11 protein-coding genes are annotated in these 15,560 nt (G+C 71.4%); 9 read left to right on the top strand and 2 right to left on the bottom strand.

The window, feature by feature from the left end; genetic code table 11:
• Positions 1-57: 57 nt before the first annotated feature.
• Positions 58-1,143, bottom strand: a complete 1,086-nt coding sequence (locus LUX31_RS21280; protein WP_235476485.1) for a helix-turn-helix domain-containing protein — start codon at positions 1,141-1,143, stop codon at positions 58-60.
• A gap of 399 nt (positions 1,144-1,542) precedes the next feature.
• On the opposite strand from LUX31_RS21280, the gene LUX31_RS21275 reads away from it, so the two are divergent.
• The 5 genes from LUX31_RS21275 (at position 1,543) to LUX31_RS21255 (ending at position 7,101) form a co-directional block, all read left to right on the top strand.
• Positions 1,543-2,526 carry a ParB/RepB/Spo0J family partition protein gene (locus LUX31_RS21275; protein ID WP_235476476.1) on the top strand — a complete coding sequence of 328 codons (984 nt, stop codon included), beginning with the start codon at positions 1,543-1,545 and terminating at the stop codon, positions 2,524-2,526.
• 180 nt (positions 2,527-2,706) lie between these two features.
• Complete coding sequence (locus LUX31_RS21270) at positions 2,707-3,933, top strand: acyl-CoA dehydrogenase family protein (RefSeq protein ID WP_235476474.1); 1,227 nt, start codon at positions 2,707-2,709, stop codon at positions 3,931-3,933.
• A gap of 53 nt (positions 3,934-3,986) precedes the next feature.
• Positions 3,987-5,054: a zinc-dependent alcohol dehydrogenase gene (locus LUX31_RS21265; RefSeq protein ID WP_235476472.1), complete on the top strand. Its 1,068-nt coding sequence runs from the start codon at positions 3,987-3,989 to the stop codon at positions 5,052-5,054.
• 96 nt (positions 5,055-5,150) lie between these two features.
• Positions 5,151-6,575, top strand: coding sequence for an alpha,alpha-trehalose-phosphate synthase (UDP-forming) (locus LUX31_RS21260; RefSeq protein ID WP_235476470.1), 1,425 nt, complete (start codon positions 5,151-5,153; stop codon positions 6,573-6,575).
• A 40-nt stretch (positions 6,576-6,615) separates the two neighbouring features.
• A complete protein-coding gene (locus LUX31_RS21255) occupies positions 6,616-7,101 on the top strand; it encodes a flavin reductase family protein (protein WP_235476468.1) in 486 nt (161 codons plus the stop codon).
• Between the two features lie 12 nt (positions 7,102-7,113).
• Here LUX31_RS21255 and LUX31_RS21250 read toward each other — a convergent pair whose 3' ends face one another.
• Positions 7,114-7,722, bottom strand: a complete 609-nt coding sequence (locus tag LUX31_RS21250; RefSeq protein WP_235476467.1) for a CGNR zinc finger domain-containing protein — start codon at positions 7,720-7,722, stop codon at positions 7,114-7,116.
• Between the two features lie 117 nt (positions 7,723-7,839).
• Between LUX31_RS21250 and LUX31_RS21245 the strand changes: the two genes are divergently transcribed.
• The 4 genes from LUX31_RS21245 to LUX31_RS21230 all read left to right on the top strand — a co-directional run bounded on the left by LUX31_RS21245 (position 7,840) and on the right by LUX31_RS21230 (position 15,433).
• Entirely contained in the window at positions 7,840-9,099 is a 1,260-nt protein-coding gene (locus LUX31_RS21245; protein ID WP_443045983.1) for an MFS transporter, read from the top strand.
• A gap of 136 nt (positions 9,100-9,235) precedes the next feature.
• The gene (locus LUX31_RS21240; RefSeq protein WP_235476465.1) at positions 9,236-10,786 is read left to right on the top strand and encodes a GMC family oxidoreductase; all 1,551 of its coding nucleotides are present in this window, start codon (positions 9,236-9,238) and stop codon (positions 10,784-10,786) included.
• Positions 10,787-10,895: 109 nt separating this feature from the next.
• Positions 10,896-12,131 carry a phosphatase PAP2 family protein gene (locus tag LUX31_RS21235; RefSeq protein WP_235476464.1) on the top strand — a complete coding sequence of 412 codons (1,236 nt, stop codon included), beginning with the start codon at positions 10,896-10,898 and terminating at the stop codon, positions 12,129-12,131.
• Positions 12,132-12,313: 182 nt separating this feature from the next.
• Positions 12,314-15,433, top strand: coding sequence for a fibronectin type III domain-containing protein (locus tag LUX31_RS21230; RefSeq protein WP_235476463.1), 3,120 nt, complete (start codon positions 12,314-12,316; stop codon positions 15,431-15,433).
• Positions 15,434-15,560: the final 127 nt, after the last annotated feature.

Below are 15,560 nucleotides of genomic sequence, written 5' to 3'. Positions count from 1 at the left end.
CACTCCCGCGCAGGACGCGGGACCCGGCGGCGCCTCCCTCGACCTCCCTCGGCCGCCCTACTCGTCCGACGTGTCCGGCGCGTCGAACCAGCCGCGCCGCTGCGCCTCCGCCCCTGCGGCGAAGCGGGTCTCGGCGGAGAGTTCGTCCATGAACTCGCTGATGCGGCGGCGCACGGTACGCGGGGTCAGTGCCAGCCTCCGGGCGATGGCCTCGTCCTTGAAGCCCTGCCGCATCAGCGCGACGATCTCGTGGCGCTGCCGTTCCCGGTCGCTGCCGCTGGGCGAGGGGGCGTTGGTCAGCGGGCGGGCCTCGCGCCACAGGAGCTCGAAGTAGTGGCGCAGCGCCTCCACGGCGACGGGCGAGGTCAGATGGAGGGCCACGCTCGACCCGGTGGGGGTGAGGGCCAGCAGGGCCTGCGAGCCGTCCGTGATCTTCAGTTTCATCGGCAGGCGCGGTAGGAGTCGTATCTCCTCACCGGCGGCCGCACAATGTTCGACGATCTCGGTGCCCACGGGGTCGGTCAGGAAGCCCGTCTCGTAGATGCTCCGGTGCCGTACGCCCCGCGCGATCGACGCGTCCGTCGGCGGCTGCGCCGAACTCGCCTTCAAGGGAAGGTCGTACTGGAAGGTCTCCAGTGTCAGATGCTCCTGGACGGCCGCCGTGCCGATCGTGTTGGACAGGGCGGCGATGTCGTCGGAGTCGGTGAGTACCTGCGCGAGCCGGTGCGAGGAGGTGTCCTGGGCCTGCTGGTCGGCGAGTTGGCGGATGCGCAGCACCTCGCGCTGGGCGCGGGCGACGACGTCGTACTGGGCGTCCAGCTCGTGCTTCTTGTGGACCAGGGCGGCCTCCACGGCCGGCACCGGAGCCGCCGCCCGCAGCAGCGGCGGATCGTGGGGCAGCACATGGGCGAGGCCCAGGGCCAGCAGCGGGGCCGAACTCCCGCCCCGGGCCTGGTGCGGGGCGTCGGCCTCCTGGAGCGGCGTGGGCCCGTCCGCCTCCGCGAGGGCGCGGTAGCTGTCGGCGATCTCGGCACTCGTCAGCGCCGCGAGCGTGTCGACGGCCCGGGTCAGCAGCTCCGAGGTCGTGCCGAGGGGTGTGGCTGAAATGTCGGCCGGAATGTCAATGGGTGCTGCGGCTGTCAATGGCCGGTTGTCCACTTTCTTCCTCCCCGTTCTGTGTTCGAGCGCCACACTCTCCCAAAGGTCCGTTACAACTCCCGTGAACTGACCGGAACTTGTGCGGAAAATTGCCGTCTTCGAGGTGTCGGCGCAGGTCGGATGGGTTGCTGAGGAGGCGCCTGGGGTGCCGTGGGCCGGGGGGACGGGGGAGGCCGCGACGCGGATCCGGGGGCGCGGAGCACGGGATTCTGGCCGCTTGTGTCCAGTCGGCCACAACTGCCCCTGGCAATCGGACCGGGCGCCAAGTGAACTCGGTGGTGGAGCGACTGCAGAGAGCTACGTGCGGCCATACGACGGGGGAGTCGGAGCATGACCAGCAGTTCTGCGCTTTTTCCAGTTCGAGGACCAGGTGTCGACGGCCGTGTGGACGAACGTGCTGACGAGGTCGCGCCACGCACCGGACGGTTACCGGTCGCGGCGCTCGTGCCCGCCGACTCCCCGCGTGCCGGGGACATCGATCTCGCCTACGCCAGATCACTGGCGGAGGTACGGGACCTGCCGCCGATCCTGGTGTGCCGGCGCACCCTGCGCGTCATCGACGGGATGCACCGGCTCACGGCGGCGACCCTGGCCGGCCGCGCGGACATCGACGTCCGCTACTTCGACGGCGACGAGAAGGAGGCGTTCGTCGAGGCCGTCCAGGCCAATCTGCACCGCGGGCGGCGGCTGAACCAGCGGGAGCGGCTCGCGGCGGCCCAGCGCATCCTGGCCACCTACCCGCGATGGTCCAACCGCGCGGTCGCCCAGGCCGCGGGGCTGTCCACGAAGACGGTGGCGGCCGTCAGACGGCGTGCAACCGGGGAGGAGCCCCAGTCGAACACCCGGGTGGGCCGCGACGGCCGGGCCCGCCCCGTGGACCCCACCGTCGGCCGCAGACGTGCCGCCGGCTATCTGCGCGAACACCCGGACGCCTCCCTGCGCCAGATCGCGGGCGCCGCCGGGATCTCCGTCGGGACCGCCCGCGACGTCCGGGCCCGGGTGCAGCGGGACGAGGATCCCGTCGGCCGCAGAGCCGCCTCCGAGGCCGCCGTACGGGACGAGCCCGTGGCGCTGACCGCGGTGGAACGGAACGGGCGCCTCCGGGAGCCTGTCCGGCCCCGTACCCCGACGGGTCCGGTCCCGGGCAAGGACCCGCTCGCCGTCCTGGCCCGTGACCCCACCCTGCGGTTCTCCGCGTCCGGGCGGCAACTGCTGCGCCTGCTCGACAACCGGGCCCTTCTGGGGGCCGGGGGCGACGCCCTGCTGGCGGCCGTTCCGCCGCACAGCCGGGCCGCTCTGACCCTCGCGGTCCACGAACACATCGACATCTGGCTGGCGTTCGTCAGCGTGCTCGACCGAACGGGCTGAACCTCCGCACCCCACAGGGGCGGCCGGCGTCCTCACGACGCCGGCCGCCCCTTTTTCTGTGTCTTCCCCGCGTCTCTTCCCGCCGTAATACGTCGGTCAAGAGGCCCCCACGCCCGCCGGATTCCGGTCTTGAACGCGAGGTTCCTCCGCCTACGTTCCCAGCAACATCAGGAGGTGGGTATGGCTCAGAACCAAGGGACTCAGAACCAAGAGAACGATCACGCTCTCTCACTGGTCGACGACAGGCCCGTACCGGCGGAGACCGCGGACTGGCTCGGGCGGGTCGACGACATCGCCCCGGTCATCGAGAAGTGGCGGGAGGAGGGCGAGCGGCAGCGGTTCTCCCCGGTGCCGGTGTTCGAGGCACTGCGGGACGCCGGCTTCCCCCGGATGCTGGTCTCCCACGACCTCGGTGGCTCCCAGATCACCCTGGAGACGGGGTCGCAGGCACTCCAGGCACTCTCCCGGCTCGACCCGGCGGTCGCCTGGCAGATGGGCGTGCAGGCCGCCATCGGCCGGCTGTCGGACTACCTTCCCGAGCCGGTCGCGCGTGAACTCTTCCGGGACCAGGACGGGTTGGTGATCGGCTCCGTCAACCCCACGGGGCTCGCCGAGGCCGTCGACGGCGGCTACCGCCTCTCCGGGCGCTGGGGCTTCGCCAGCGGATCGGCGCACGCCACCTGGCTGGTGTGCGCGGCCCGGATCACCGACGGCGGCACACCCCGGCTCACCGAGCAGGGCCCGGAGATCCGGATGCTGTTCGTGCCCCGGCACGCCGTACGGATGCTGGACAACTGGCGCACCCTCGGGCTGCGCGGCACCGGCAGCGAGGACTACGAGGTCGAGGACGTCTTCGTCGCCGACGCGTACACGGTCGCCCAGCGGGACATGTTCCTCGCCCCGCCCGCCCGTCCCTCGCGCGGATACGGCATCAGCTACTACGACTTCGGGCTGTTCGGCTCGTCCTCGACCGTGCTGGGCGCGGCCCGGGGCGCGCTGCAGGAGTTCCAGCGGCTCGCCGTCGCGAAGAAGCCGATGGCCGGCACGACCACCCTGGCCGCGAGCCACACCGTGCAGGAGCGGTACGCCCGCGCCGAGGCGCAGGTCCGGTCCTCCCGGCTGCTGCTGGCGGACGCCGCCTGGCACGCCGAACGGCTCGGCGAGGTCGGCGGGGACGCGCTCAGCGCCACCGTACGGCTGGCCGCGGCGACCGTGGCCGAGCAGTGCTGCCAGGCCATCGACAGCCTGTTCACCGTCGCCGGTACGTCCTCGCTGTACGCGAGCAGCCTGCTCGAACGCTACTTCCGTGACGCGCACTCGGCCGCGAAGCACATCACCCTGTCGCCGACCAACGTCGAGATGACGGGCCAGTACCTGCTCGGCGGCGGCCTGAGCATGCGCCGCTAGCTCCTCTGAACTCCCGTGACCGCAATCTGCCCGATCTGCCCGGAAGGACAACCATGCCGACCATGAAGGCCCTCCAGCTCATCGCCCCGCGCCAGACCCAGGTCGCGGAGGTGCCGCGTCCCTCGGCGCCGGCCGACGGCGTGCTGCTGCGCACCCGTTGCGTGTCGATCTGCTCGACGGACATCTCCTTCTTCGAAGGGCACCTGTTCCCCTCCGAGTACCCGATCGTCCTCGGCCACGAATACCTCGGCGAAGTCGTCGAGAAGGGGCCGGAGTTCACCCGCCCCGACATCGCGATCGGCGACCGGATCGTCTACTGGGGACAGACCGACTTCGGCGGCTTCGCCGAGTACCGCACGCTGCGCCCGATCTTCTCCGGGGAGGTCAAGGAGGACGTGTTCTGGGCCGACCGGAACTTCTCCGACGACCTGCGGGCCGCCGCCGTCAAGGTCCCCGGCGCCCTCGACGACCTTCAGGCGTCGTTCATCGAACCCACCACCGGCGCCCTGCGCTCGATCCTGGCCAACCCGCCGAAGATCGGCGACCGGGTCCTCATCATGGGCACCGGCCCGATCGGCATCATCGCGGGCAGCGTCATCAGGCGCATGTTCGCCCCCAACCAGGTGGTGTCCGTGGACGCCAACCCGGTGCGCAACCAGCATGCCGGGGAGCACTTCTCCGAGCGGGCGTATCTGCCGGAGGAGCTGATCGCCGAGGTCCCGGAGAACACGTTCGACTACGTCTTCGACGCGTTGCCGACCGTCAAGGTCGACGACGAGGAGAAGGATCCCCGGCGGGTTGCCATGCGGCGGCTGAAGCCCAAGGGGCGGTATGTGCTGTACGGGGCCTCGCAGGAGATGCAGAAGTTCGACACGTGGCTGATGCTCGCGAAGGGGATCAATATCAGTGCGTCGCCGTTCGATGTCACGGCGTTTCCGATGCATCACTCCGCCAATGTGATTCAGGCGGCGATGCAGATGTTGTTGTCGGGGGTTGTCGATGGGCGGCGGTTGCTGTCCACCGTGCATCGGTTTGAGGACTATGAGGGGCTCGTCGAGATCTTCAAGAACTATCGGAGCACGACGGATTTGAAGACCATCGTCGATTTCCGGGCCGCGTAGGTCGTTCTTCGTCTGCGGGTGCGTGGGGGCTGGTCGCGCAGTTCCCCCCGCCCCTTTGGGGCGCGACCAGTCCCCTCTTGAGAAGGGATGCAGGGAATGGAAACGGACGCCGATTTTGTCGTCGTCGCTAATCGTCTTCCCGTTCATCTGGAGTCGGGGGAATGGCGGCGCAGTCCCGGCGGGCTTGTCACCGGTCTGGAACCCGTGTTGCGGGACCGGCGGGGGGCCTGGGTGGGGTGGGCGGGGACTACCGGCAGTACGCCCGCCGCCTTTCGGCACGAGGGGGTGCGGTTGCATCCCGTGCCCCTCGACGCCGACGAACACCGGGATTACTACGAGGGGTTCTCCAACGCCACGTTGTGGCCGTTGTTCCATGACGCGGTGGCGGCGCCCGAGTTCGACCGGCGGTGGTGGCAGAACTATCACCGGGTCAACCGGCGGTTCGCCGAGTACACGGCGGGCATCGCCGGGCCCGGGGCCACCGTATGGGTCCAGGACTACCAACTGATGCTGGTCCCGGCCCTGTTGCGGGCCCTCCGGCCCGATCTGCGGATCGGCTTCTTCCTGCACATCCCCTTCCCGCCGCCCGAGCTCTTCCTCCAACTGCCCTGGCGCACCGAGATCGTGGAGGGCCTGCTCGGCGCGGACCTCGTGGGCTGCCAACTGCCCGGCGGCGCGCGGAACTTCCTGCGGCTGGTGCGGCGACTGCACGGCGTCGGCGACGTCGGGGGTCCGCACCGTACGCCGGTGGCGGGGACCGTACGGCTGCCCGAACGGGACGTACGTGTCGGCGCGTTCCCCATCTCGGTGGACGCGGCCGGCCTCGACACCCTGGCCCGCAGCGAGGCCGTACGGGAACGGGCCCGGCGGATCCGCCGTCAACTGGGCGACGGCAGAAGGATCATGCTGGGCGTCGACCGGCTCGACTACACCAAGGGCATCGAGCAGCGGCTGCGGGCCTTCGAGGGGCTCCTGGCCGAGGGCAGGGTCACCGCACGGGACGCCGTCCTCGTCCAGATCGCCACGCCCAGCCGGGAGCGCGTCGAGCACTACCGGCGTCAGCGTACGAGGATCGAGGCACAGGTCGGCCGTATCAACGGGACGTTCGGGACGGTCGGCCGGGTGCCGGTCCACTATCTGCACACCACCGTCGACCGTACCGAACTCGTGGCCCTCTACCGGGCCGCCGACGTGATGCTGGTGACGCCCCTGCGCGACGGGATGAACCTGGTCGCCAAGGAGTTCGTCGCCGCCCGCCCGGACCTCGGCGGGGCGCTGGTGCTCAGCGAGTTCGCCGGCGCCGCGCACGAACTGACCCGGGCGCTCCTGGTCAACCCGCACCATCTCGCCGGACTCCAGGACGCCATGGCCACGGCCCTGCACCTGGACGAGGCTCAACGCAGGCTCCGTATGGGGGAGTTGCTCCGGCACGTCCGCGAACGGGACGTCCACCACTGGGCCCGGTCCTTCCTCGACGTCCTGGCCGGTGCCGACTTCGGCAGCGGCGAACTGGCCGCATGACCAACCCCTTTGTTCCCGACCTCGTTCAAGGAGGCGCCGTATGCCTACCGACACCCGAGAGCTCGACTTCACCAGTGCCATGGCCCGTGTCCCGGGGCCCGTCGTCGTCACCACCACGGTCGACGAGGCCGGCTGCCGCTGGGGGTTCACCGCGAGTTCCTTCGTCTCCCTGTCCCTGGCCCCGCCGCTGGTGACGGTCAGCCTGGACAAGAAGGCGAGTACGCACTCCGCCTTCACCTCCGCCGGGCACTTCATGGTCAACGTGCTCGCCCATGACCAGTCCGACATCGCCCGGCGCTTCGCGACCTCCGGTGTCGACCGGTTCGCCGCCGGTGACACCGTCCCGCTCGAACGGGGGCTGCCCGGCATCCCCGAGGCGGCGGTCCGGCTCGTGTGCCGGCTGCACGACGTCGTCGACGGCGGCGACCACAGCATGCTCATCGGCCATGTGCTGGACTGCGTCACCGACGTGGAGAGGGATGCGCTGGTGTACGTCGACCGGGCCTTCGTCCGCCCGGGCCAGTGACGTACTACGTACTTACTGGGCCTTCGTACCCGTCACGTGCTTCGTCCGCCACGTCGTCTTCTTCGCCTGGTTCCCGCAGGCGTCCATCGAGCACCAGCGCCGGTTGCCCGGGCGTGACGTGTCGAGGAACCAGGCCGCGCAGGCCGGACCGGCGCAGGCGCGGACCCGCTCCAGCGCGGGGGACGTCGCCAGGGTGAGCGCGTCGCGGGCGATGTCGGAGAGCACCGCGCCGACCGGGTCGGCGGCGGTGTGGACGAGCCTGCCGTGGTCGTCGAGCACCGGCACCGGCGGTGCGGCGGAGGCCGCCCGGTTCAGCAGCGTACGGACCTCGGCAGGGCATCCGGCGGGGCCGCCGCCGTCGCGGGCCGTCGTCAGGAGCGTGTGGACGGCCTCCCGCACCTCCCGCGCCTGACGCAGCACGGCCCGCGACGGAACCGGGACGACGGTGTCCTCGGCGTACGGGCCCAGCTGGACCACCCAGGCGGTCAGCGCCTCGGGGGTGTCCAGTTCCTCGGTGACACCGTCCAGGCCGCGCAGCCTCAGGGTCCGCATGAAGTCCAGAGAGATCCGTCCGGAGCCGCTGCGGAAGCGGAACGTCTGCGGTGCGGGGGATGCGGTCATGGCAAACAGCCTACTGCGGAACCGGTATTACTGGTACGTTGATGGAACCGGTTAAAACGGTTCCCCGGGGTGGCGGTGCCACCCCTCTCATTTCTCCCTTCCTGGTCGAGGTGTGTCGTGGCTTCTGCCGTTCCCTCCCCTGCGCCGCCGGTGCTGAGCCGGCCGCTGATCCTGCTGCTCTCCGTCGCCTGCGGCGTCGCGGTGGCCAACATCTACTTCCCGCAGGCGATCAGTCCGCTGATCGCCGACGACCTGCACGTACGCCCCGCCTCCGCGGCCGTCGTCGTCACCTGCGCCCAACTCGGTTACGCGGTGGGCATCTTCCTGCTCGTCCCCCTCGGCGACCGGCTCCGCCACCGCGGCCTGGTCACGACCCTGCTGCTGGTGACCGGCGTGGGACTCGTCCTCGCCGGTACGGCCGACTCGCTGCCCGTCCTCGCCGTCGCCAGTGGCCTGGTCGGTCTGACCACGGTCGTACCGCAGATCCTCATCCCCATGGCGGCCGGTCTGACCGCCCCGGAACGCCGAGGCGCTGTCACCGGCACCCTGCTCTCCGGGCTGATCGGCGGGATCCTGCTGGCCCGCACCTTCTCCGGCACCCTCGGCGAATGGCTCGGCTGGCGCGCCCCCTACCTGGTCGCGGCGGGCATGGTCCTGATCCTCACCCTCGCGCTGGCCGCCGCCCTCCCGCACACCACGCCGAGCACCGACCAGCGGTACCCGGCCCTGATCGCGGCCTCCCTGCACCTGCTGCGCACCGAACCGCTGCTGCGCCGCTCCTGCCAGTACCAGGTCCTGGTGTTCGCCGCGTTCAGCGCCGCCTGGACCGCCCTCGCCCTCTACATCACCGGCCCGCACTACGACCTGGGCACCCCGGCCGTCGGCGTCCTCGCCCTGGTCGGCGCGGCCAGCATGTTCGCCACGCCCGTCGCGGGCCGGCGCGTCGACCGGCTCGGACCCGACCCCGTGAACCTGGTGTGCATGGTGGGCGCCATCGCCGCGGGGGCCGTGCTCCTCACCGGTCATCTGGGCGGCGCCGTCGGCCTGGTGGGCCTGGGCGCGGGGATGCTGCTGCTCGACGTGGCCATGCAGTCCGGTCAGGTCGCCAACCAGGCCCGTATCTTCGCGCTGCGCCCGGAGGCCCGCTCGCGCCTCAACACCGCGTACATGACCTGCGCGTTCCTGGGCGGCAGCGCCGGATCCTGGCTGGGCGTCCGGGCGTACTCCGCCTTCGGCTGGAACGGCGTGTGCGGCCTGGTGGCCCTGCTGGCGGGCCTCGCCCTGCTCCGCCACGTCCTGCGGGACCGGCACCCCGGGACCGCGCAGGTCCCGGCCCCGGCTCCCACCACCGGGGACGGCGTACCCGCGACCCGCTGAAGCACACGCGTACGCACACAGACAGTGAACACACGGCAAGGAATGGAGTCGTCATGACCGAGAACCGCCGCCTGAGGAGCACGACCTGGGGTGTGGCCTTCGACCGGAGCCGAGAGGCGGTCGCGAAGTGAGCGAAGTGAGCAGCGAGAGTCAGTGGGACTATGTGATCGTCGGCGCCGGCTCGGCCGGATGTGTGCTCGCCGACCGGCTCAGCGCGGACGGCACAACACAGGTGCTGCTCATCGAGGCCGGCACCGGAACGCCGGAGACCCGCCCCGAAGTGCGGGTGCCGATCCTGTTCCCCCGCCTCTTCGGGGGCGACCTGGACTGGGACTTCGCCACCGCACCGCAGCCCGGCCTGGCCGACCGGACCATACCGATCCCGCGCGGCAAGGCGGTCGGCGGCTCCTCGGTGATCAACGCACAGCTGTGGACCCGCGGCCACCGCGCGGACTACGACGGCTGGGCCGAAGCCGGCCTCGACGGCTGGGACCACGACACCCTCCAGCCCTACTTCGAGCGGGCCGAGCAGCGGATCAGTCTGGCGGGAATGCGCTACCCGCTGCCGGTGACCCCGGCGTTCACCAACGCGTGCGCCCGCCTCGGGTACGTCCCCGCCGCCGAGGTCCAGGAGGGCTACGCCCTGGCCCGCGCGACCCACCGCGACGGCCTGCGCCACAGCTCGGCCGACGCCTATCTCACCCCGGCCCGCGAACGCCCGAACCTCACCGTGCTGGCGGACACCCTGGTACGCCGGGTGGTGTTCGAGGGCACCCGGGCGATCGGCGTCGAGATCGAGGCCGGGGCCGGCGGACGGGCGGGCACCGAGATCATCCGTGCCCGGCGCGAGGTCGTCCTCTCCGCCGGATCCGTGGGCAGCCCCCACCTGTTGCTGCTGTCGGGTGTGGGCCCGGCCGGGGAACTGTCCCGGCACGGAGTTCCCGTCGTACGGGATCTCCCGTACGTCGGCCGGGACCTGACCGACCATCTGCTCGTCCCGCTGGCCTTCGAGGCGATGGGGTTCTGGTCGCCCGGCGAGGGGGCGTCGGCCGAGCAGATCGACCAGTATCTGCGCGACCGCCACGGCACCCTGGACTCGATCATCTCCGAGGCACTGCTGTTCCTGCGGACGCGCGAGGACCTCGACGCCCCGGACATCGAGGTCGTCCACCTGGTGCTCCCCCTGGGCGAGCACCAGCGGACCGCCGAACACGGCATGGCCCTGGGCGTGATCCTCCTGCGCCCGCGCAGCCGGGGCGCGATCACACTCCGCAGCGCCGATCCGCACGACGCCCCGGTCATCGACCCGCGCTATCTGTCGGACCCGGACGGCGCCGACCTGGCAACCCTGGTGGCGGGGGTCCGTGCCGCCCAACGCGTCCTGCGGCAGCCGGACTTCGCCGAGTGGCTCGGCAAGCCGCTCACCGACGGAGCGCTGTCCGAGGACTCCGACGACATCGCCGCCTACGTCCGCGCCACGGGCGGCAGCATCCACCACCTCGTCAGCACCTGCCGGATGGGCACGGACGAACAGTCGGTCGTCGACCCGACGTTCGCGGTCCGGGGCCTGACGGGCCTGCGGGTCGTGGACGCCTCGGCCATGCCGAGCATCGTACGAGCCCACACGCACGCCCCCGTGACGATGCTCGCGGAACGGGCGGCGGACGTCCTCCTCCAGCAAGGCTGACCGACAGGCGGGAACCCCGACGGGAACCCGGACGGCGATCTTTCCCTCTTCCTTTGCCGGAAGTCATGAACACCGAGCAACAGTCCGGCAAATCAGGGGGAAGCAGTCCATGCCGTCGCGAATACCCTTCTTCAGACCCTGGGCCATGGCGGCCGTGACGGTAGGCGGATTCCTCCTCGCACTGGAGATCGCCGCGCGGCGCCACGGCCTGCCGGGACCCCTCACCAACCAGGCGCGGGAGGTCGTGTACGCCCCCAGGTCGGGGCCCCTGCTCTACGCCGGCATGGCGCTGATGATGGTGGTGCTCACCCGGCGGCAGCGGTTCGTCGCGGCCGGTGCCGCGGTCGGCATCGACCTCGTCTTCGCGCTGGTGCGATGGGCGGCCGGGGCGGGCACGGGCGGCGGGCACTGCTTCGGCAACGGCGCGCTGTGGGCGATCCTCGGCTGCGCGGTCGTCGCCGTCACGCGCCGCACCGGCCGGGAACGGGTTCTGCTGCTCAAGGGCGTCGGGCTCGCCCTGCTGCTGGTGGCCGGGCGCAAGGCGGGCGACACCTGGCTGCTGATCACGGCGAAGACCCGCCCGTTCGTGCTCGACCAGTACGTGGCGACCGCCGATCACGCGCTGGGCGACCCGGCGTGGGTCGTGGGCCGGATCGTCCGGGCCGGCGGCCCCATCGGCGCCCATGTCCTCGACTGGGTCTACATCCAGCTCGCGGTGGCCGCGGTCCTCGTCGCGCTGTACCAGCTCCGCCATGTGGCGGCCGAGCGCCGGTTTCCCCGCCATCACGTGGTGCGCACGTTTCTCGCGATAGGCGTCCTCGGCCCCGGCATCTACATGATCTTCCCCGTGGTCGGCCCGGTCTTCGCCTACGGCACCGGCGCCTTCGGCACGGGCGGCGGGCACTGGGCGGTGGCCGACCTGTGGCCCGACACGCTCCCGCCGCACACCGTCCCGCAGCCGATGCCGTACGACGGGATCACGCCCCGCAACTGCATGCCGAGCCTGCACACGGCGTGGGCCACGGCGATCTTCATCCACTCCCGCAAGGGGCCGCGGTTCCTGCGCTTCGCGGGCACGTTCTGGCTGATCGCCACGCTCACCGCGACGCTGGGCTTCGGCTACCACTACGGCGCGGATCTCGTCGCCGGTGTGGTGTTCGCACTCACGGTCGAGGCGGCCCTGCGCGCGCACGCACGTGGCTGGGACCGATCCGGAATCCAACTGGTCGCCCACGGCACGGCGGTCTTCGCGCCGCTCCTGGTACGGAAGCCCGCGCCACCCCGGAAACCGGAACCGCAACCGGAATCGCGGCGCGACCGGGACCGGCGACTCGAACCGGTCTGAGCCACATCGCACCGCTTCCACACGTGGACACGATCTCTGTACGAATTCTGCACGATTTCGTGCACGAACAACTGTGCGCATGTCATCATCGCCGGGCAGGAAAAGTGATCACCCGGGGGGAACCATCCGATCTGTCCTGCCAGTTGGTGCTGCCCCGGGCCCGAGGAAGGATGCCGCCCCGCATGGGCAGACCCGTTCCCCCGCGTTCCCGTGTCCGGGCGCCGCACCGGCTGCTGTTGCCGGTCACCGCCGCCGGGGCCGCGCTCTTCGTCAGTACCGTGCAGCCCCCGACCGCGCCCCAGGCCGGACCGGACGCGGCGCCGGTCGCGGCCGTGAGCTGTGCCGCCGGGGTGTGGAAGGCGGACTACTACGCCAACACCACCCTCACCGGCACACCCCGCAAGTCCCTGTGCGACAAGGCCGTCAGCGAGAACTGGGGCAAGGGCCACCCGACCGGGATCTCCCTCCCCAACGACCGCTTCGGCGTGCGCTGGACGATGCGCAGGAACTTCGGCGGTGGCGGCCCCTTCCTGCTGAAGACCGCCGCCCAGGACGGCATCCGGGTCTGGATCGACGGCAAGCGGTACGTCAACCTGTGGCGCGACTACGCCTCCACGCAGCGCGCGAGCGTCAAGGTGACCGTGCCCGCCGGAACGCACACCGTGCGGGTCGACTACGTGGCCTACACGGGCTCGGCCAACGTCTCGGCCGGCCTCGCCCCGACCACCCCGGACAAGGTCGCCCCGCTGGCCCCCGGTTCGGCCAAGGCGGTGCCCGGCGACGCCAGGGCGACCGTCAGCTGGGCGCGCAACGCCGAGGCGGATCTGGCCGGTTACCGGGTCTACCGCTCCACCAGCACCCCTGTGAAGATCGACACCGCCCACCGGGTCAGCGGCTCCGCCCCGCTGACCGGCAACTCGTTCAACTCGACCGGGCTGCGCAACGGCACCAAGTACTGGTTCGCCGTCACCGCCGTGGACCGCGCGGGCAACCAGTCCCGCGCCTCGGCCAACGTCTCCGCCGTCCCGGCCGACAAGACCCCGCCGCGCGCCCCCGACCTCCTGGGCGCCGACGGCTACGGCGACATCGACCTCAACGACAACGGCGTACCCGACGCGGGCGACGACCTCGGCGAGAACTACCTCAGCTGGGGCCCGAGTTGGGACGACGACTACACCACCACGGACGCCTTCGCCGGCTACCACGTCTACCGCGCCACCGCCCCCGCCGGCCCCTGGACCCGCATCCGCAGCGCCAACGCGGCGGTGGTCCAGGAGAACGCGTACGCCGACAAGGACGCGCCGATCGGCGTCACCGCGTACTACCGGGTGACCGCAGTCGACACCGCGGGCAACGAGTCCGCCTCGGCCGTCACCGAGGCCGGTGAGTACGCCCGTACCGTCGCCTCCGCGCTCCGCCCCGACACCGGGCTGTACCCGCCGCAGCTGCCGACCGGGCTCAAGGGCTCGCTGAGCGGCGAGACCGCCGTGCTGGTCTGGGACAAGAACGCGGTCGGCAGCCCCGTGCACGGTCTGGGCGCCGGCTACCAGGTGCAGTCCGCCGCCTCGGCCTCCGGCCCCTGGGACCTGCTCGTCGACGCCGACGACCCGCTCACCCTGCCGTACTTCAGCGCCACCGACCTGCCCGTGGGCGGCACCCGCCACTACCGGGTACGCACCGTCGGCAAGCTGATCGACGACTACACCCCGCGTACGTACTCGGCCTGGACCGAGTCCGTCTCCGTCAGCCGTCCCCTCCCGCCGGACACCACCGCGCCCCGTGCGCCCGCCGCCCCCGAGGTCACCGCGCCCGTCGGCGCCACCACCGCCACCCTGACCTGGACCACCACCGGCTGGCCCGGCTACGAGCAGGACTTCGCCGGCTACCAGGTCACCCGGAGCACGAGCGCCGACGGCCCGTTCACCGACACCGGGAGCGCCCGCACCCCGCAGTGCGCGGCCGTGCCGAACACCGAGGACCAGGTCGGCTGCACCCTCACCGACAGCCCCATCGCCGCCGACGCCACCCCGTACTACCGGGTCGTCTCCGTCGACCAGCTGGGCAACCGCTCCGCCGGCACCGTCGTGCAGTTGAAGCGGCTCGCCCCCGAGGCGCCCAAGCCGCCCATGGCCACCGGGCTGACCGCCACCCGCGACCACGAGACCGCCGGCGTCCTGCTCGACTGGGACGACTCCCCGGCGTCCGAGGTCTACAGCTACTACCTGTTCCGCACGACCTACGGCGGCTCGTGCGACATGAACACCTGGACCTTCGAGACGGTCAACTCCTACTACCTGGACGTCAATCCGTACCGCAAGTCCCGTTACTGCCTGAGGGTGCGCGGCTTCGTGGGCAACTACAGCGACTGGATCTGGGTCGACGTACCCGACTGGTCCGAGGGACCCGCCCCCGGCACCCCGCAGGCACCGGAGATGCCGACGGCGACGGCTGGCACCGACGGCATCAAGCTGACCTGGCCGGCGGGCGACCCCGCCGTGACCGAGTACGAGATCTGGCGCCGCACCGAGTCGGACGCCGTGTTCATCAAGACCGCCGAGACCGCCGCGACGACCTCCCCGGAGTGGACCGACACGGGTGCGCCGGCCGGTATCCCGTCCTGCTACCGGACCGTCGCCGTGGACGCCACGGGGGTCCGCTCGGGCCTCTCCGAGGACACCTGCGCGGTACGCCCGTACGCCGAGGACGTCACGCGTCCCGCCCGGCCCGCGGACCTCACCGGACAGCGGGAGAGCGCCACCTCGGTGGTGCTGTCCTGGCAGCCCGTCCCCGGCGCCACCGGCTACCTCGTCTACCGGTACTGGCACGACGCCGCCCACCCCGGCACGCGAGTCCAGGCCCAGCCGGTCACGACGACCACCCTGACCGACACCGACGCCCTGGTCGACTACTCCAACGCCTACTACGCGGTGGTGGCGTTGAACGCCGACGGCGTCCGCTCCGAGGCGGCGGTGCTGCCCTGGATCGGCGCGGGCTTCGGCAACTCCATGACCCTGGCCGCGAGCGGCTCGGCGGACGGTGTGCTGCTCACCTGGGCGTGGGCCTGCCAGTGGGACTTCTGCCCGGAACCGTCCTCGGTCGCGATCCAGCGCTGGAACACCACCACCCAGGTGTGGGACGAACTGACCTCGACCCTCCCCGGGACGGCGGTCTCCTACCTGGACACGGAGGCACCGGCCGGGGCCACCTCGTACTACCGGGTCCAGGTGTACGGCCAGGACAGCGACATCCCCGAACAGATCGGCCACGGAGCGGTCCCGGGCACCCGCCCGGCGAATCCGTGACATCGGTTCGGCCGCGCCCGGCAACCTTCACCTCCTCGGCGACCACTTACCGATCGATCCACGAGCCGATCCACGAGCCGATCCACGAGTCGGCTCGTGGATCGATCCGTACGTGGCGCGTCCAAGG

The sequence above is a fragment of the Streptomyces sp. GQFP genome, from assembly GCF_021545335.1.
GTDB lineage: Bacteria > Actinomycetota > Actinomycetes > Streptomycetales > Streptomycetaceae > Streptomyces.
Note: the sequence above shows the minus strand (reverse complement) of the source record. Positions and strands in the feature narration are given on the sequence as shown.